Consider the following 17,518-nt stretch of genomic DNA (forward strand, 5'->3'; position numbering starts at 1 on the left):
GGGCGTGGAAGATGCGCAACGAGGGACTGGGGTCCTGGCCCGCGCGCCGGGCCCGCAAGACCCCGCACCGCACCGCCCTGGTCCACGGTGGACGGTCGACGGACTACCGCACACTGCACACCCGCACCAACCGCCTGGCGCACGCCCTGCGCGCCCGGGGCGTACGGCGCGGCGACCGCATCGCCTACCTCGGCCCGAACCACCCCGCCTACCTGGAGACGCTGTTCGCCGCCGGCGTCCTCGGCGCGGTCTTCGTCCCCCTGAACACCCGGCTGGCCGCCCCCGAGATCGCCTACCAGCTCGCCGACTCCGGCGCCAGGGCGCTCGTCCACGGTCCCTCGCACGCGGGCCTGGTCGCCGGACTGCCCGGGCACACGGACGTCCGGACGTACGTCGAAGTCGGCGCCGAGTACGAGGAAGCGCTCGGCGCGGCTTCGGACGAGCCGATCGACACCCCGGTCACCCCCGACGACACCTGCATCATCATGTACACCTCGGGCACGACCGGCCGCCCCAAGGGCGCCATGCTCACGCACGGCAACCTCACCTGGAACGCGGTCAACGTCCTCGTCGACACCGACCTGATCGCCGACGAACGCGCCCTCGTCTCCGCGCCGTTGTTCCACACGGCCGGGCTGAACATGCTGACGCTGCCGGTGCTCCTCAAGGGCGGCTGCTGCGTCCTGGTCGAGGCCTTCGACCCGGCGGCCACCTTCGACCTGATCGAGCGGCACCGGATCACCTTCATGTTCGGGGTGCCGACCATGTTCGAGCAGGTGGCCCGGCACCCGCGCTGGGCGGACGCCGACCTGTCGTCGCTGCGGATCCTGACCTGCGGAGGCTCCCCGGTGTCCAGGCCGCTGATCGCCGCCTACCAGGAACGCGGACTCACCTTCCTGCAGGGGTACGGCATGACCGAGGCGTCGCCCGGCACGCTCTTCCTGGACGCCGAGCACGCGACGGCCAAGGCGGGCTCGGCGGGCGTCCCGCACTTCTTCAGCGACGTACGTGTCCTGCGCCCCGACCTCACGCCGGTCGACGTCGGCGAGACCGGCGAGGTCGTGGTCCGCGGGCCGCACGTGATGCCCGGCTACTGGGGGCTGCCCGAGGAGACGGCCGCCTCCTTCACCGACGGCTGGTTCCGCAGCGGGGACGCGGCCCGGGTCGACGAGGACGGCTACGTGCACATCGTCGACCGCATCAAGGACATGATCATCTCCGGCGGGGAGAACGTCTACCCCGCCGAGATCGAGGACCTGCTCCTCGCCCACCCCGACATCGTGGAGTGCGCGGTCATCGGCGTGTCCGACGACAAGTGGGGCGAGGTGCCGCGCGCCGTGGTCGTGCCCCGCGAGGGCGCCTCGCTCGACCCCGACGAGGTACTGGCCTCGCTGGCCGGACGGCTCGCCAAGTACAAGATCCCCAAGTCGGTGGTGGTGGCGGACGCCCTTCCGCGCACCGCCTCCGGAAAGCTGCTGAAGTCCCGGGTGCGCTCCCGGTTCGGCACCGACTCCTGAACGACTCTCCTGTGAGGAACGGCATATGAGCATCACCGTCAACGGTCTCGACGAACTGAAGAAGCTGGCCGGAAGCGAGCTGGGCGCCGGCGAGTGGATCGAGGTCACCCAGGAGCGCATCGACACGTTCGCCGACGCGACCGGGGATCACCAGTGGATCCACGTGGACCCGGAGAAGGCCGCCGAAGGTCCCTTCGGCGCGCCGATCGCCCACGGTTACCTCACCCTCTCCCTGTTCATCCCGCTGTTCACCGAGCTGTTGGACGTCCAGGGCGTGACGACGAAGGTCAACTACGGCCTGAACAAGGTCCGTTTCCCCTCGCCGGTCAAGGTCGGCTCGCGCATCCGCCTGGTGGCCGAGCTGACCGAGGTCCAGGAGGTGCCCGGAGGGGTGCAGATCACCGTCGACGGGACGATCGAGATCGAGGGCGGTGCGAAGCCCGCGGCGGTGCTGCAGAGTCTGTCGCGGTTCTACGCGTAGGGCTCCGCCGCCGGCCGTCAGGGCTTGTGTACACGGAGTGCACGTGGTGGGCCCCGACGAGGTGGGCGAGGGGCGGGGTCCTCGCCGCCGTGGCCCCGGCCGGCGGCGGTGACGGCCGGGGCGGTGACGGCCGGGGCGGCCGCACCGCCCAGGGCGAACGCGGCGCCGAAGTGCAGGGGGGCGAGGGCGAGGAGTGCGCCGGTCATGACCATTCCGTGGTCGGTGGTTCCGTGGGTGCCGTTGAGCTGGGACAGGGCGACCTGGAGGGCCCGCCATGGTGGTGATCAGCTTGGAACGGTAGTAACCGCCGATCTTGACGGCCCGCAGGTCCACCGAGTTGTCTAGCGGGCCCTGGCGTTCTTGACGACGGTGTCGCCGAGGCCGCCGTCCCAGCACCACAGGACCATGTTCCGGCCGGTGGAGCCGGGCGGGACGGCGCAGCCGGTCGCCAGGCCGCCGAGCGCCGTGGCGGCCGTGCCGGCCGGGCCCGCGCGCGTAGCAGGGTCGGCGCCCCGGGTGACCACGGCCACCGGCACCAGCTCCGCGAGCGTGCCGAGCGTGCCGAGCGCGGCGACCGCGGTGTGTGGGTGTACGCCATGGCCCGGTCTCGTTGGGGGGGAAGGCGTGACACAGGGCGAGCTGGTCGAGCAGGCGGGGGGGACCACTCCTCGGTGGGGTCCCAGCCGACGTCGGCGTAGATCCGCGTGCCGTTCGCGGCCGCCTCGGCGAGCCAGCCGCGCGGTTCGGCCTCCAGGTGCACCAGGGCCGTGCGCGCCTCGGGCGGGTCGCCCATCAGCACGTCCTGCGAGTACGGCGGTTCCTGCCCGTGGGTGACGAGCGCCCGGTCGTGGGCGGGGCTCCCCCCCCGCCCGGCCGGGGCCGGGGGCGGGGAGCGCCAGGGCGACGGTGACCGGCGTGGGCCGGCCGGGCGCCGTGCGGGAGAGGGCGAGGTCGACGCCCTCCTGAGCGGCGAGGACGTCGTGGCAGTGGGCGCCGTAGAAGTCGTCGCCGAAGACCGTGGCCAGGGAGGTCCGCAGGCCGAAGCGGGAGGCGGCCACCGCGGGGTTGGCGATGCCGCCGGGGCCGCAGCCCATGCCCGTGGTCCAGATCTCCTCGCCGGGCGTCGGCGGTCCGCCGAGCCCCGTGAGGACGAGGTCGTAGAAGAGCAGCCCGGTGAGCAGCACCTCGGGCCGGTCTCGTCCACCGCGGATCCCCTCGTCGCAGGAGCCGACGGACCCCGTCCCGTCGGAGGAGCTCGTCAGAACCCTTCATTTCGTGACCGGAATCGTGCGCGCCTCGGCGAGATCGGTCAATACCTCAGCAGAAGTGAGCATGGATATGATTGAAGATGACGAGTAGTGTTCACGTCGTGCTGGCAGAACGACGACATCAACTCATCCTGCGGGCCCTGCGCTCCGGCGGTCCCGCGGCCGTGACCGATCTCTCCGAGCAGTTGGGGGTGAGCCCCGCCACGGTCCGGCGCGACCTGCTCAAACTGGAGGAGGACGGCCTGCTCACCCGGGTGCACGGCGGAGCCGTCGCGGAGGAGGGCGACCAGCCCTTCGCCGAGGTCGCCGAGGTGCGCGTGGCGGAGAAGGACGCCATAGCCGTCCGGGCCGCGGCGATGGTCGCGGACGGCCAGTCGGTGCTCCTCGACATCGGCACCACCGCCTACCGCCTGGCCCGGCAGCTGCACGGCCGCCGGATCACGGTGATCACCAGCAACCTGGTGGTCTACGAGGAACTCGCCGACGACGAGGGCATCGAACTGGTGCTGCTCGGCGGGATGGTCCGCCGCGCGTACCGCTCGCTGGTCGGCTTCCTCACCGAGGACAACCTGCGCCAGCTGCACGCCGACTGGCTGTTCCTCGGCACCAGCGGAGTGCGTCCGGGCGGGCAGGTGATGGACACGACGGTCGTCGAGGTGCCGGTGAAGCGAGCCATGATCAAGGCCGGCGGCAAGGTCGTCCTGCTCGCCGACTCGGCGAAGTTCCCGGGTACCGGTATGGCGAAGGTCTGCGGTCCCGAGGAGCTGGACGTGGTGGTGACGGACACGCCGGTCGATCCGGCGACCCGGTCCTCCTTCGAGGAGGCGGGCGTCGAGGTGGTCGTGGCAGGAAAGGCGCAAGCGTGAAACTGACGATTCTGGGCGGCGGCGGGTTCCGGGTGCCGCTCGTGTACGGGGCGCTCCTGGCGGATCGCGGCGAGGGCCGGGTCACGCAGGTCGTCCTGCACGATCTGGACGACAGCCGGCTGAACGCCGTCGCCCGCGTGCTCGACGAGCAGGCGGCCGCCGCCCCCGACGCACCCGAGGTGACCGCCACCACCGACCTCGACGAGGCCCTGCGTGGCGCCGACTTCGTCTTCTCCGCGATCCGGGTCGGCGGTCTCGAAGGCCGGGCGAACGACGAGCGGGTGGCCCTCGCGCAGGGCGTCCTCGGTCAGGAGACGGTCGGCGCCGGCGGCATCGCCTACGGCCTGCGGACCGTGCCCGTCGCCGTCGACATCGCCCGGCGGGTGGCCCGGCTCGCCCCCGACGCCTGGGTCATCAACTTCACCAACCCGGCGGGACTCGTCACCGAGGCCATGTCCCGCCATCTCGGCGACCGCGTGATCGGCATCTGCGACTCCCCGGTCGGGCTCGGCCGCCGCATCGCCCGGGTGCTCGGCGCGGACCCGAAGCAGGCGTGGATCGACTACGTCGGCCTCAACCACCTCGGCTGGGTGCGCGGTCTGCGGGTGGCCGGCCGCGACGAGCTGCCGCGGCTGCTCGCCGACCCCGACCTGCTCGGCTCCTTCGAGGAGGGCAAGCTCTTCGGCGCCGACTGGCTGCGCTCCCTCGGCGCGGTCCCCAACGAGTACCTGCACTACTACTACTTCAACCGGGAGACCGTACGGGCCTACCAGCAGGTCGAGAAGACCCGTGGCGCGTTCCTGGCCGAGCAGCAGGCCCGCTTCTACGACGAGATGCGGCGTCCCGGCGCGGCGGCCCTGACCGCCTGGGACCGCACCCGCGCCGAACGCGAGGCCACCTACATGGCCGAGAACCGGGAGAGCGCCGGCGCCGGCGAGCGCGACGCCGACGACCTCTCCGGCGGCTACGAGAAGGTCGCCCTGGCCCTGATGCGGGCGATCGCCCGGGACGAGCGCACGACCCTGATCCTCAACGTCCGCAACCAGGGCACCCTCTCGGTGCTCGACACGGACGCCGTCATCGAGGTGCCCTGCCTGGTCGACGCCAACGGCGCGCACCCGGTCTGCGTCGATCCGCTGCCCGACCACGCCACCGGGCTGGTCTGCGCGGTCAAGGGCGTCGAACGCGAGGTGCTGGCCGCCGCCGAGTCCGGCTCGCGCACGACGGCCGTGAAGGCGTTCGCGCTGCATCCCCTCGTCGACTCGGTGAACGTGGCCCGCAGGCTGGTCGAGGGCTACACCGACGTCCACCCGGGGCTGGCGTACCTTAGGTGAGCACCGGAGGGAAAGCGCTTTCTCCACTGGCTTTCCCTCCGCCGTCCCCTCCGGTGCGCCCAGCCCCCGGCCCTCCGGCCTCCCCGCCCCCCGTGGTCCCTTCGTTGGAGACAGCCCATGCATGACGAACGCCGCCGCATCGAGGAGCGCGTCGAGCGCGTCCACCACCAGCGCGTCAAGCCCGCGATCTACGCGGCCACCGTCCCCTTCGAGGTGGAGGCCTGGCAGGCCCCGGGGGAGCCCGTGCCGTTCGCTGAGGCCGCGGCCGCCGCCTACGAGCCCTTCGCGATGGACACCCCGTGGGGCCCGCCCTGGGGCACCACCTGGTTCCGGATGCGCGGGCAGGTGCCCGCCGAGTGGGCCGGCAAGCGCGTCGAGGCCGTCATCGACCTCGGCTTCGTCGGCGACTGGCCCGGCAACCAGGCCGAGGCCCTCGTCCACCGCACCGACGGGACGCCGCTGAAGGCGGTCAACCCGCTCAACCAGTACGTGCCCGTCGGCAACCCGGCGACGGGCGGGGAGAGCGTCGACTACCTCGTCGAGGCCGCCTCCAACCCGGACATCCTGGCGGGCGGCTTCGCCACGCCGACCCTGCTGGGCGACGTCCTGACCGCGGGCGACCGCCCGCTCTACACCTTCCGGCGCGCCGACATCGCCGTCCTCGACGAGGAGGTCTGGCACCTCGACCTCGACCTGCAGGTGCTGCGCGAGCTGATGGTCCACCTCGGCGAGCACGAGCCGCGCCGCCACGAGATCATGCACGCCCTGGACCGGGCCATGGACGCCCTCGACCTGGACGACGTCTCCGGCAGCGCCCGCGCCGTGCGCGAGGTGCTCGCCCCCGTCCTGGCCCGCCCCGCCCACGCCAGCGCCCACACCATCTCCGGCGTCGGCCACGCGCACATCGACTCCGCCTGGCTGTGGCCGATCCGGGAGACCAAGCGCAAGACCTCCCGCACCTTCTCCAACGTCACCTCGCTCGCCGAGGAGTACGACGACTTCATCTTCGCCTGCTCCCAGGCCCAGCAGTACGAGTGGGTGCGCGACCACTACCCGCAGGTGTGGGCGCGCATCCAGGAGTCGGTGAAGAAGGGGCAGTGGGCGCCGGTCGGCGGCATGTGGGTCGAATCCGACGGCAACCTGCCCGGCGGCGAGGCCATCGCCCGCCAACTGGTGCACGGCAAGCGGTTCTTCATCGAGCACTTCGGCATCGAGACCAAGGGCGTCTGGCTGCCGGACTCCTTCGGCTACAACGCCGCCTACCCGCAGCTGGCGAAGCTCGCCGGCAACGAGTGGTTCCTCACCCAGAAGATCTCCTGGAACCAGACCAACAAGTTCCCCCACCACACGTTCTGGTGGGAGGGCATCGACGGAACCCGCATCTTCACGCACTTCCCGCCCATCGACACCTACAACGCCCGCTTCAGCGGCGAGGAGATGGACCGCGCGGTCCGCAACTACTCGGAGAAGGGCGGCGGCACGCGTTCGCTGGCCCCCTTCGGCTGGGGCGACGGCGGCGGCGGCCCCACCCGCGAGATCATGGAACGGGCGCGCCGGCTCGCCGACCTGGAAGGCTCGCCCAGGGTCGTCGTCGAACACCCCGACGCCTTCTTCGCCAAGGCCCGCGCCGAGTACCCGGACGCGCCCGTCTGGGTGGGCGAGCTCTACCTGGAGCTGCACCGCGCCACCTACACCACCCAGGCCCGCACCAAGCAGGGCAACCGGCGCAGTGAACACCTGCTGCGCGAGGCCGAGTTGTGGGCGACGACGGCCGCGCTGCACGCGCCGGGCTACGCCTACCCGTACGAGAAGCTGGACCGGCTGTGGAAGACGGTGCTGCTGCACCAGTTCCACGACATCCTGCCGGGGTCCTCCATCGCCTGGGTGCACCGGGAGGCCGAGGCCGAATACGCGCGCGTCGCCGAGGAGTTGGAGGCGCTGACGGCCGAGGCGCTGGCCGCGCTGGGCGGCGGCGAGCGGCCGGACGGCTCGCCGCGGGTCTTCAACACCAGCCCCTACGCCCGCGCCGAGGTGATCCGCACGCCCGAGGGCCGGCCGGTGTACGTCGAGACGCCCGCGAACGGCAGCGCGCCGCTGGCCGGCGCTCAGCCGCCGCAGCCGGTGACGGTCTCGGGCCGGGTGCTCGACAACGGGCTGGTCCGGGTGCGGGTCGCGGACGAGGGCACCCTGTCCTCCGTGTACGACCTGCGGGCCGACCGCGAGGTCCTGGCCGACGCCGGCAACCTGCTCCGCCTGCACACCGACCTCCCCAACTACTGGGACGCCTGGGACATCGACAAGCACTACCAAAACCGCTACACCGACCTGCTGGAGCCGGACGCGGTGACGGTCGTCGAGGAGGGCCCGCTGGTCGGCGCCATCCGGATCACGCGCTCCTTCGGCAAGGGCTCGACGATCACCCAGACCGTCACCCTGCGGGCCGGCAGTCCGCGGATCGACTTCGAGACCGACATCGACTGGCACGAGGCGGAGAAGATCCTCAAGGCCGCCTTCCCGGTGGACGTCCGCGCCGCGCACTCCTCCGCCGAGATCCAGTTCGGCCACATCCAGCGCCCCACCCACACCAACACCAGCTGGGAGGCGGCCCGGTTCGAGGTCTCCGGCCATCGCTGGGTGCACATCGGCGAACCCGGCTACGGCGTCGCCGTCGTCAACGACTCCACCTACGGCCACGACGTCTCGCGCACCGTCCGCGAGGACGGCGGCACCACCACCACCGTCCGCCTCAGCCTGGTCCGCGCCCCCCGGGTGCCCGACCCCGAGGCCGACCAGGGCCGGCACCGCCTGCGCTACGCGCTGCTCCCCGGCGCGAGCATCGAGGACGCGGTCGCCGAGGGCTACGCCCTCAACCTCCCACTGCGCGTGGCGGACGCGGCCGAGGCCCCCGGCCCGGTCGTCTCCGTGGACGGCGACGGCATCACCGTGGAGGCGGTCAAGCTCGCCGACGACGAGTCCGGAGACGTCGTCGTCCGGCTCTACGAGTCGCGCGGCGGCCGGGCCGTCGGCGTCCTGCGCACGGGCTTCCCGCTCGCGCAGGCCCAGGTCACCGACCTGCTGGAGCGGCCGCTGGAGCCGGCCACCGTCCAGGCCGACGGCGCGGTCGCCGTCTCGCTGCGCCCCTTCCAGATCCTGACGCTCCGTCTGGGACGCGCCGCCGGGGGCCGCTGACGCGGGTCGCCCGGGGCGGGCGCGACCCGGCGTCCCGCCCGCCCCGGCCCCCGTGCCGTCCGGAAGTACCCTTCTTCCGCAGAGAGTTCAGCCGCGCGGATGCAACCCTGGTTCACCGCAGCCAAGTTGGACGGTGCGCGGGCTCCCGGCCGGCCACCACTACGGACCGAGCACGCTCGCGGCGGACGGCCGTACCCTCTACCTCGTCCTGTTCGATCCGCTCCGCGCCGAGATCGGCGTCCGGGGGCCGGTCACCCGGGTGCGCCGGGTCACGGTGCTCGGGTCCGGGGCGGAGCTCGCCCACCGGGTCGTCGGTGGTCTGCACGAGGCGGTCGGCGTGCTGTGGACCGACCCGCCGGCCGGCTCCGACGTCGACCCGTACGCCCCGGTCCTCGCGGGGGAGCTGGACGGCGAACCGGAGCTGTACCGGGGATCCGGGCGCTTCTGATCCGGCGGCTCGGGCCGCGGCGCCCCCGGCACCGCGGCCGGGGAGCGGCGGACGGGGGACGACATGTGCTCAGGCCGGCCGGCCGCTCCCCGTGACAGCGGCCGACCGACCCGATCCCCCGTTGCCCGGGAACCCCCCGTCGGTTCCCGTTCCTCCCCCGTGGATCTCCTTGCTTCCCCCCGGGACCCCGGCGCCCCCCGGCTCCCCCGTGGGGTCCTTCCCTCTTAGGAGCGAGCGGCCCGGCTCCTGATACACCCTTCCCGGAAATAAAATCCCCCGGACCGCGGTCCGGGGGATTCTCGGCGGCGTCCGGGGAGGTCAGCCGGTGAAGCCCGCCGTGATGGAGGTGAACTGCCAGGTGCTCTGGCTGATGCCGGAGCAGTTGCTCACCACGCCGCCGCCCGGGCACGGCCGGTCCCGGTTGACGGCCCAGTAGGCGAGCCGGGCGATGTGATGGGAGTCGGCCCAGTCGCGGATGGACGTCCAGATCGCCGGGGTGGTGTTCTCCTGCTGGTCGGAGAGGCCGTTCATGCCGGAGATGCCGATGTGGGCGTAGGCGGTCGCGTCGTCCCAGCCGAAGGTCGACTTCAGCTTGTTCTTCAGCCCCTCCGTGGCGTTCACGGTGCTGCCGTACATGTCCGAGCCGCCCCCGAAGTCGAACGGCATGATGGTGAAGACGTCGACGTCGGCGCCGAGCGACTTGGCCTGCTCGATCAGCCGGTTGCCGTAGTAGGTCGGTCCGGTGGTGGACGTCCCGAAGGTGACGATGGTCTTCAGGCCGGGGTTGTTGGCCTTCACCGTCTTGAGCGCGGTGAGGATCCGCGCCTGCACGGCCTCGTTCTCGAACTCGTCCGAGTTCTCGATGTCCATGTCGATCGCCTTGAGCGAGTAGGCGTCGATCACCTTCTGCAGGGCGCCCGCCAGCGCGCTCGCCGACGAGCAGTTGGCGCCGAGTTTGCTCCCCTGCCAGCCGCCGAACGAGGGCACGATGTCCCCGCCCGCCGATCGGACCTGGTTGATGACGCTCTGGTCGACCCCGCCGGTCAGCGGCCGGGCGCTGTCCCACAGGGGGTTGCAGCCGCCGCCGTCCAGCACGAAGGCCATCGTGAACCACTTGACGCCGGTCGCGTTCATCACGGTGGTCACGTTGGGCGGGTCGCCCCAGCCCTCGAACAGATAGGGCGCGGCCTGCTTGAACCCGGTGCCGCCCCCGCCGCCGGCGTTCGTCGTGACGCTCACGGAGTTGGAGGCCGCCGAGGTGTTCCCGGCGGCGTCGCGCGCCCGCACGGAGAAGGAGTACGCGGTGCTCGCGGACAGCCCGCTCACCGTGGCGGACGTCCCGGAGACGGTGAGCACCTTCGCCGACCCGCTGTAGACGTCATAGCCGGTGACGCCGACGTTGTCGCTCGCGGCGTTCCAGGACAGCGACACGCTGGAGGACGTCTTGCCGGTCGAGGTCAGCCCGCCGGGCGCGGTCGGCGCCTGCGTGTCCGAGCCGCCGCCTCCGCCGGGTCCGTCGAGGCTGACGTCGTCGGCGTAGTAGGCGCCCTGGGCGTACCAGCCGTGCACATAGATCGTGGCGCTGGTCTGCGAGGCCCCGGTGGTGAACGACACCGACAGCCGGCTGTACGCCGACGGCGACGACGTCCACGTGGAGGCGCCGCCTTCGACGCCCAAGTAGACGTAGGAGCCGCGCACCCAGCCGGTCAGCGCGTACGTGGTGTTCGGCTGGACGGAGACGGTCTGGCCGCACTGGGCGATGTCGCTCGAACTCACCGCCCCCGTGAGGGCCTTGGAGCCGCTGTGGACGGGCGAGGAGACGACGGAGCCGAGGTTGCCGGAGCAGGTCCAGGGCGAGACGGCGCCCGACTCGAACCCGGGGTTGGTGAGGACGTTGGCCGCCTGAGCGGTGCCCGGCAGGGCCACGGCTCCGGCCAGGGCGAGGCCGGCGGTGCCGACCAGGGCGAGGAAACGACGCCAGGGGCGTCCGAGGGGTGTGGTGCGCACGCGATCTCCCTGAAGGAATGGGGGTGTTCGGGAGTGCAGGGGAGTGCAGAGCTGTGCAAGGGGTGCGCACCAAAGTTGGTATGGACCAATCCGCCTGTCAAGGAGAGCGACGGAATTGGTCCATACCGGTGGGTTGTTTGCTGTGTTCTGTCCTCTGTGGGCCGTGGCCACGGGCCGTGCAGGCCGGGGTTGGCGGCGGCAGGCCGCCGCCCCCGGTCGACTACAGCTGCAGGGCCTCCGCCGCACCCGCGGACGACACCGCGACCGAAGCGGACGGCACCGCGGCCGACGCGACGGGCTCGGTGGACCCGGCGGGCGCCGGAACGGCCGGCAGCAGCGGTTCGGCGGCCTCCTCCAGCCGCTGGTGCGGCAGCGTGACCGCGCGGAGCGGCCGGGGGCCGGACACCACCGTGTAGTCCTGTCCCAGGAACGGCGGCACGATCTCCCCCGGGTCCTCGCCCAGCGCCAACTGCACGGCCGCCCAGGGCGCGTTGACGCCGCACAGCGCCAGCTGGTGCAGGCCGCCGGCCGGGCGGGTGTTGACGTCCATCAGGACCGGCCGGTCGCCGAACATCCGGAACTGGATGTTGGACAGGTAGTGCAGCCCGAAACCCTCGGCGATGAGCCGCGCGGGCTCCAGCCACTGCTCGTGCAGGGTGAAACCGCGGCGGCGGCCGTTCTTGGTCCGGCCGACGGCCATCCGCAGCACGTTGTCGGGTCCGGTGAGGCAGTCCACGGACACCTCCGGCTGCTCCAGGCGCGGCATGACCAGCCAGTCGACCTGCTCCTCGCCCTGCTCCTCGGCCCGCCGCAACGCCTCGACGACCAGGTCGAGGTGGACATAGGGGCCGGGGAAGCCGGTGAGGTGCGCGAGCGAGAAGGGCGCGCGGGTGATCACCCGGAAGCCCACTCCGCCCGCGCCGGACGCCGGCTTGAAGCAGGCCTTGTGTCCCGCCTCCTCCAACTCCTCGACAGCGGCCAGGAGTTCGTCGGCCGACCGGACCCGGTGCCACGGCGGCACCGGCACCCCGATCGCCTGCACGGCCTCGTAGGCGATCACCTTGTCGTGGAAGACGGCGACCGCCTCGGGCGGCGGCGCCAGCAGCGCCGTGCCGACCGCCTCGAAGTCGGCGCGGTGCGCCACGACGGCCGCCTGGTGCAGGCGCGGCACGAACACGTCGATGCCGCGGCGCCTGCACTGCGCGAGGGCGTACTCGACGTACGCGGCCGGCGAGAGCCCCTCCGGCTCCAGCTCGGCGGTGTCGGCGGCGGCCAGCACGGGGGAGTCGGCGTCACCGTGGGTGGCGTGGATCTCGACGGCCCGGTCGCTGGGATTTCGTCGCAGCTGATCCGTGAAGAACACGTTCTCCGCGTACGTGCGGTTGAGCCAGACGCGTACGCGAGAGACCATGCGAGGCCGCCTTTCACGGTGTGCGGGCAGGGCGAAGCAGGCCCGGCCCGGGCAGGGAAAATGGTGGATCACCAAACCGCCCTGCGTGAAGGGACGTCCATGGCGGTGGTGTTGGGGCGATCATACGGGGTCTCGGGGGTGCCGCGTGCAACACGCGTGTTACGGAATTTCCGATCTTGTTCCCGAACGGCGCCCGGTCGGGTAGTGGGGCGCTGCGGCGCAGGTGGGAGTGGGTGCCGTGTCGCGGGCGACCGGATTCGACCTTGAACCGCGGGCGCGCATGTGTTCTTGTGGGGGCACGAATGTGTTCGTGAGAACGCGGAGCGTGGTCTAGTGAGCGGGGGCTCGTGGTGACGACGACGGCCGGCGGCGCCGGGCGACTGCTGGCCATCAGCGATCTGCACATCGGCTACCCGGAGAACCGGGCGCTGGTCGAGGCGATGGCCCCGGAGACGGACGAGGACTGGCTGCTGGTCGCGGGCGACGTCTCGGAGAAGGTGGCCGACGTCCGCTGGGCCCTGAAGACCCTCGCGGGCCGCTTCCGCAAGGTCGTCTGGGCCCCCGGCAACCACGAGCTGTGGTCCCATCCCGGCGACCCGGTCGCGCTGCGCGGAGTCGCCCGCTACGAGCACCTCGTGGACGTCTGCCGCGACCTGGGCGTGACGACGCCGGAGGACCCCTACCCGGTGTGGGAGGGCCCCGGCGGCCCGGTGGCCGTGGCGCCGCTGTTCCTGCTGTACGACTACTCCTTCCTCCCGGCCGGCTGCGCCACCAAGGAGGAGGGGCTGGCCTACGCGCAGGGCACCGGCATCGTCTGCAACGACGAGTACCTGCTGCACCCCGACCCGTATCCGACCCGCGAGGCCTGGTGCCGGGCCCGGGTCGCCGAGACCGAGCGCCGGCTCGCCGAGATCCCGGACGACCTGCCCGTCGTCCCCGTCAACCACTATCCGCTGCACCGGCACCCCATGGACGTGCTGTGGCACCCGGAGTTCGCCATGTGGTGCGGCACCGGACTGACCGCCAACTGGCACCGCCGGTTCCGCGTCGCCGCCATGGTCTACGGCCATCTGCACATCCCGCGGACCACCTGGCAGGACGGCGTCCGCTTCGAGGAGGTGTCGGTGGGCTACCCGCGCGAATGGCGGGGGCGCCCCCAGCCGCCGGGCCGGCTGCGACGCATCCTGCCCACGGAGTCCGAGGCGTCCCGAGCGCCCACGAAACAGCCCGGCCGGACCGGGGAGACGGAGACCCGGTGATCGAGGACCTGTTGCCCGGGTCCGTGGTGGCGGTGGAGGCCTTCGGCGAGGCGGGCGCGCGCGAGTTCGCGGACGCGCCGCTGTACCCCGAGGAGCAGGCGCTGCTGACGCGGGCGGTGGACAAACGCCGTCGCGAGTTCACCGCCGTGCGCGCCTGCGCCCGGCGGGCGATGGAGAAGCTCGGCGTGCCCCCGCAGCCCGTGCTGCCCGGCGAGCGCGGCGCGCCGCAGTGGCCCGACGGCCTGACGGGCAGCATGACGCACTGCGAGGGCTACTGCGCCGCCGCGCTGGTCCGGGCCGACGACCTGGCGTCCCTCGGCATCGACGCCGAACCGCACGCCCCGCTCCCCGAGGGCGTGCTGGCCGCCGTCGCCCTGCCCGCCGAGACGGCCCGGCACGAACGCCTGACCTCGGAGCGCCCCGACGTGCACTGGGACCGGCTGTTGTTCAGCGCCAAGGAGTCCGTCTACAAGGCGTGGTTCCCCCTCACCCGCACGTGGCTGGACTTCAGCGAGGCCGACATCGACCTCACGGCCGAGGCCCCCGGCCCCGGCGCGCCGGGGGCCTTCCGTGCCCGGCTGCTGGTGCCCGGGCCGGTGGTGGGCGGCCGGCGGCTCGGGCACTTCGAGGGCCGTTGGACCGTCCGGCGGGGCCTGGTGGCGACGGCCGTGACGGTCCGGCACGACTGAGGCCGCCGGCCCGGCCCCCGGTCACGCCCCGGGGCACCAGCTGTGCAGCAGCCGGAAGAACTCCTCCTCGTTGCCCGTGAGCCCGGCGTCCGCCAGCGCCCGCTCCGCCTCGGCCAGCACAGCGGGCGGGACCACGGGAGGCAGCCGGTCGTGCGGCGGTCCGGAGGAGCCGGCGTCCCGGCCGCCGCCCCCCTCGTCGCCCAAGGCCGCTCGGACGGTGTGCAGCAGCCTCAGGTAGGCCTGCACGGCGGTGCGCTCGCGATCGGTCAGTACGGCTGTGGGCATCGGTCGGCTCTCCCCGTGTCGGCGTCGTCTCCCACGCGCCCGACGGCGCGTACGCCTCCGTGCGGTGGCGCACTCCCCAGCTTGCCGCCCACCACTGACAATGCGGCCGCGCACCGCGTCGGTTCGCCCGCTTAGCGGAGGTGAAACCTCCCGGAAATCCCCTGCGGGAAAAGGCCTCTACGCTGGGGTGAAGGGCTTTCGGCGGAGCCCCGACGGCCGGCGAGGACAGGAGGCGAGCGGGTGGTCGACATCCCCCGGCGGCGCCCGGCGCGCAGCGCACCGCCCCGTCCGACGCCCCACGGACAAGCGCAGTTGCGTTCGCCCGAGCGAGAACCGCAGCTGTGCCACCGGTTCCTGCACGGGCACCGGCGGGCCTTCCGCATGGCGGGCGAGGGTCCGGCGCTGGTCCTCGTCCACGGCATCGGCGACTCCTCGGCGACCTGGGCCGGGCTGATCCCCGCCCTGGCCCGCACCCACACCGTCATCGCCCCCGACCTCCTCGGCCACGGCGACTCCGACAAACCCCGCGCCGACTACTCGGTGGCCGCGTACGCCAACGGGCTGCGTGATCTGCTCAGCGCCCTCGGCGTCGAGTCGGCGACGCTGGTCGGACACTCGCTCGGCGGGGGAGTGGCGATGCAGTTCGCCTACCAGTTCCCCGAACGCACCGAACGGCTGATCCTGGTCAGCGCGGGCGGAGTCGGCCGCGAGGTCAACCCCGCGCTGCGGCTGGCGTCCCTGCCGGGCGCCCAGCTGGCGCTGTCCGCCCTGCGGTTGCCCGGCGCCCGCCTCCAGGTCGGCCTCGTCATCCGTCTGATGAGGCTGCTGGACACCGACCTCGGCCAGGACGCTCCCGAACTGCTCCAGCTCGTCGACGCCCTGCCGGACGCCACCTCGCGCAACGCCTTCGTCCGCACCCTGCGCGCGGTCGTCGACTGGCGCGGGCAGGTCGTGACGATGCTCGACCGCTGCTATCTGACGGCCGGGATGCCGACGATGCTGCTGTGGGGCGACCGGGACAGCGTCGTGCCGGTGCGGCACGCCTTCAGCGCGCACGAGGCGATGCCGGGCAGCCGGCTGGAGATCTTCGAGGGCGCCGGCCACTTCCCGTTCCACAGCGATCCGGCCCGGTTCCGCTTCCTGGTCGAGGAGTTCACCCGCACCACGGCCCCGGCCGACTGGAGCCGGGACCGCTGGCGCGCGCTCCTGCGCGCCGGCCGCCCCCGCTCGGTCCCGGCGGGACTGTCGGACGGCACGGCGCGGGACGTGCGCGAGGCGAGCGAACGCAGCGGCGCCTGACGGCTGTGCCCCGGGCGCCGGTCGCGGGTCAGTTCTGTGGTCCGAGGTACCCCAGTGACGCCTCGATCCGGCCCGCGAGGTGGTCCCGCTGCCCGCGCCCGCGGGGGGCCGAACCCGGCAGCCAGGCACGGCACTTGCTGGCCAGCAGCAGTCCGAACGTCTCGGCCTGTCGCTCGTCGGCCAGGTCGAAACGGGTGCGCGCGGCGACGCTGCGCACGGTCGCCTGGAGGTCCGCCCCGTCGCTGAGTAAACGGGCGGCGACCGCGGCCCCCTCGACGTGGTGGCTGCAGTGCCCCGCCTTCATGTGCCACAGCTCGTGTCCCAGGATCACCAACTGGTGGTCGGGGGCGGTGCGTTCCTCGATGACGACCAGGTCCTGGTCGGCCATGTCGAGCCACAGCCCGCTCGCCGTGTCGGCGGGGAAGGACGCCATGCGGAAGTGGACGGGCCGGCCGCGCCGTCTGCTCATCCCGTCGCACAGGGCGGTGTACAGGTCGGCCGGCGCCGCGGGGGCCGGGAGGGTCAGCTCCGCGACCAGCTCACCGCTGAGACGGCGCATTTCCTTGGCGATGTTCACGCTTCTCCCCCGGATCACGACTCGGGCCGCTTCACGCTCTCCAGGAGCATGTCCAGCCACTCGGCGACCTTGTCGCGGTGCTGGTCGGTGGGCAGCTGGGCCGCCCGCCACGCGATCCCGCGCACGCCGTGGTCCTGCAGCAGCCGCTCCAGCGGGTCCTCGGCGGCCGCGGCCGCCTCGCGCGCGGCGAGCTTCTGCAGCAGCTCCTGCTCGGTGTGCTGCAGGGCTCCGGCGAGGGCCTCCGGGTCCTCGGCCGTGAGGAACCCCGCGTGCACGCGGAAGAACCGCTGCAGGGCGTCGCAGTGCTCCATCGTGGGGCGCCGGTCGCCGTTGATGAGGGCGCCCGCCTGCTGGCGCGACATGCCGGCGCCGTCGGCGATCTCCTGCTGGGTGTACTTGCGGCCGTTGGGCTTCAGCCGCGTACGGCGCAGCAGGTCCAGGCGCTGCAGGAAACGGGCCTGGACGTCGGGCTCCCCGGCGGGCCGACCGCTCAGCAGGGCCTTGACCACGGACTCGGGTACCCCGGAGGCGACGGACAGCCGCGCCGAGCCGAAGACCTCGGCGTGCGGTACGCCCAGCCGGTCGGCGAGCGCGGCGACACGGGCGACGACGGCCGACAGCAGCACCGTCGCCGCGGCGCCCGGAACCTCGAAGCCATCCTCCGACACCGACAGGTCTCCTAGGTCTCTCACGTCCTTCTCACAGGCACACGATCGCCGACACGGACGGTCGCCGTGAACTGCGTGGAGAGTAGCGGGTCTTTCGAACTCACATCCAGGTCTCGCCACAACTGTGGCCAATTTCAGCCGTCAACGACCGCGGAATGCCACGATAGTTGACATGCCTCGCGTCCGGCAGCAGGATCGGGGCGCCGCGTGAAGGCCGCAG

At 72.6% G+C, this 17,518-nt stretch carries 13 protein-coding genes and 3 pseudogenes; 9 read left to right on the forward strand and 7 right to left on the reverse strand.

Going from position 1 to position 17,518, the window contains the following annotated elements; all coding sequences use genetic code 11:
- Positions 1 to 11: 11 nt before the first annotated feature.
- Together ACFVYK_RS18550 and ACFVYK_RS18555 are read left to right on the forward strand one after the other, a co-directional pair.
- On the forward strand, positions 12 to 1,517 hold the full coding sequence (locus ACFVYK_RS18550; RefSeq protein WP_389774917.1) for a long-chain fatty acid--CoA ligase: 1,506 nt from the start codon (positions 12 to 14) through the stop codon (positions 1,515 to 1,517).
- 25 nt (positions 1,518 to 1,542) lie between these two features.
- On the forward strand, positions 1,543 to 1,998 hold the full coding sequence (locus tag ACFVYK_RS18555) for a MaoC family dehydratase (protein WP_389774920.1): 456 nt from the start codon (positions 1,543 to 1,545) through the stop codon (positions 1,996 to 1,998).
- A gap of 146 nt (positions 1,999 to 2,144) precedes the next feature.
- Here the strand turns inward: ACFVYK_RS18555 and ACFVYK_RS18560 are convergent.
- Both ACFVYK_RS18560 and ACFVYK_RS18565 read right to left on the reverse strand, forming a co-directional pair.
- Positions 2,145 to 2,264, reverse strand: a pseudogene (locus ACFVYK_RS18560) (carbohydrate ABC transporter permease); the annotation flags it as partial.
- A gap of 231 nt (positions 2,265 to 2,495) precedes the next feature.
- Positions 2,496 to 3,209 (reverse strand): annotated as a pseudogene (locus ACFVYK_RS18565) (PfkB family carbohydrate kinase); the annotation flags it as partial.
- A 158-nt stretch (positions 3,210 to 3,367) separates the two neighbouring features.
- Between ACFVYK_RS18565 and ACFVYK_RS18570 the strand changes: the two are divergent.
- From ACFVYK_RS18570 to ACFVYK_RS18585, 4 genes and pseudogenes are all read left to right on the forward strand, one after another.
- Positions 3,368 to 4,132, forward strand: coding sequence for a DeoR/GlpR family DNA-binding transcription regulator (locus ACFVYK_RS18570; RefSeq protein WP_389775052.1), 765 nt, complete (start codon positions 3,368 to 3,370; stop codon positions 4,130 to 4,132).
- Positions 4,129 to 5,466, forward strand: coding sequence for a 6-phospho-beta-glucosidase (locus ACFVYK_RS18575; RefSeq protein ID WP_389774922.1), 1,338 nt, complete (start codon positions 4,129 to 4,131; stop codon positions 5,464 to 5,466). Before ACFVYK_RS18570 ends, ACFVYK_RS18575 begins: the two co-directional genes overlap by 4 nt.
- A gap of 117 nt (positions 5,467 to 5,583) precedes the next feature.
- Complete coding sequence (locus ACFVYK_RS18580; protein WP_389774925.1) at positions 5,584 to 8,655, forward strand: alpha-mannosidase; 3,072 nt, start codon at positions 5,584 to 5,586, stop codon at positions 8,653 to 8,655.
- 130 nt (positions 8,656 to 8,785) lie between these two features.
- A pseudogene (locus tag ACFVYK_RS18585) lies at positions 8,786 to 9,103 on the forward strand (alpha-L-fucosidase); the annotation flags it as partial.
- Between the two features lie 318 nt (positions 9,104 to 9,421).
- On the opposite strand, the gene ACFVYK_RS18590 reads toward ACFVYK_RS18585, so the two are convergent.
- Together ACFVYK_RS18590 and ACFVYK_RS18595 are read right to left on the reverse strand one after the other, a co-directional pair.
- Positions 9,422 to 11,110 carry a carbohydrate binding domain-containing protein gene (locus tag ACFVYK_RS18590; RefSeq protein ID WP_389774928.1) on the reverse strand — a complete coding sequence of 563 codons (1,689 nt, stop codon included), beginning with the start codon at positions 11,108 to 11,110 and terminating at the stop codon, positions 9,422 to 9,424.
- Positions 11,111 to 11,330: 220 nt separating this feature from the next.
- On the reverse strand, positions 11,331 to 12,521 hold the full coding sequence (locus ACFVYK_RS18595; RefSeq protein ID WP_389774931.1) for an ATP-grasp domain-containing protein: 1,191 nt from the start codon (positions 12,519 to 12,521) through the stop codon (positions 11,331 to 11,333).
- A gap of 350 nt (positions 12,522 to 12,871) precedes the next feature.
- On the opposite strand from ACFVYK_RS18595, the gene ACFVYK_RS18600 reads away from it, so the two are divergent.
- Both ACFVYK_RS18600 and ACFVYK_RS18605 read left to right on the forward strand, forming a co-directional pair.
- Positions 12,872 to 13,780: a metallophosphoesterase family protein gene (locus tag ACFVYK_RS18600; protein ID WP_389775055.1), complete on the forward strand. Its 909-nt coding sequence runs from the start codon at positions 12,872 to 12,874 to the stop codon at positions 13,778 to 13,780.
- Entirely contained in the window at positions 13,777 to 14,469 is a 693-nt protein-coding gene (locus ACFVYK_RS18605) for a 4'-phosphopantetheinyl transferase (RefSeq protein ID WP_389774933.1), read from the forward strand. Before ACFVYK_RS18600 ends, ACFVYK_RS18605 begins: the two co-directional genes overlap by 4 nt.
- Before the next feature lie 21 nt (positions 14,470 to 14,490).
- Here ACFVYK_RS18605 and ACFVYK_RS18610 read toward each other — a convergent pair whose 3' ends face one another.
- Positions 14,491 to 14,754: a hypothetical protein gene (locus tag ACFVYK_RS18610; protein ID WP_389774935.1), complete on the reverse strand. Its 264-nt coding sequence runs from the start codon at positions 14,752 to 14,754 to the stop codon at positions 14,491 to 14,493.
- A gap of 240 nt (positions 14,755 to 14,994) precedes the next feature.
- Here ACFVYK_RS18610 and ACFVYK_RS18615 point away from each other — a divergent pair, with 240 nt between their 5' ends.
- Positions 14,995 to 16,053, forward strand: a complete 1,059-nt coding sequence (locus ACFVYK_RS18615) for an alpha/beta fold hydrolase (protein WP_389774937.1) — start codon at positions 14,995 to 14,997, stop codon at positions 16,051 to 16,053.
- Between the two features lie 28 nt (positions 16,054 to 16,081).
- Here ACFVYK_RS18615 and ACFVYK_RS18620 read toward each other — a convergent pair whose 3' ends face one another.
- Together ACFVYK_RS18620 and ACFVYK_RS18625 are read right to left on the reverse strand one after the other, a co-directional pair.
- Positions 16,082 to 16,612 carry a toxin-antitoxin system, toxin component gene (locus tag ACFVYK_RS18620; protein ID WP_389775058.1) on the reverse strand — a complete coding sequence of 177 codons (531 nt, stop codon included), beginning with the start codon at positions 16,610 to 16,612 and terminating at the stop codon, positions 16,082 to 16,084.
- 32 nt (positions 16,613 to 16,644) lie between these two features.
- Entirely contained in the window at positions 16,645 to 17,298 is a 654-nt protein-coding gene (locus ACFVYK_RS18625; RefSeq protein WP_389774940.1) for a helix-turn-helix domain-containing protein, read from the reverse strand.
- Positions 17,299 to 17,518 lie beyond the last annotated feature (220 nt).

The organism is Streptomyces sp. NPDC058291 (assembly GCF_042880855.1).
Taxonomy (GTDB): Bacteria; Actinomycetota; Actinomycetes; order Streptomycetales; family Streptomycetaceae; genus Streptomyces.

What these genes read in the sequence shown, in the direction of transcription:
- ACFVYK_RS18550 (WP_389774917.1), top strand. Translation starts at nt 12, where the DNA reads ATGCGCAACGAGGGACTGGGGTCCTGGCCCGCGCGCCGGGCCCGCAAG.
- ACFVYK_RS18555 (WP_389774920.1), top strand. Translation starts at nt 1,543, where the DNA reads ATGAGCATCACCGTCAACGGTCTCGACGAACTGAAGAAGCTGGCCGGA.
- ACFVYK_RS18580 (WP_389774925.1), top strand. Translation starts at nt 5,584, where the DNA reads ATGCATGACGAACGCCGCCGCATCGAGGAGCGCGTCGAGCGCGTCCAC.
- ACFVYK_RS18595 (WP_389774931.1), bottom strand. Translation starts at nt 12,521, where the DNA reads ATGGTCTCTCGCGTACGCGTCTGGCTCAACCGCACGTACGCGGAGAAC.
- ACFVYK_RS18610 (WP_389774935.1), bottom strand. Translation starts at nt 14,754, where the DNA reads ATGCCCACAGCCGTACTGACCGATCGCGAGCGCACCGCCGTGCAGGCC.
- ACFVYK_RS18620 (WP_389775058.1), bottom strand. Translation starts at nt 16,612, where the DNA reads ATGCGCCGTCTCAGCGGTGAGCTGGTCGCGGAGCTGACCCTCCCGGCC.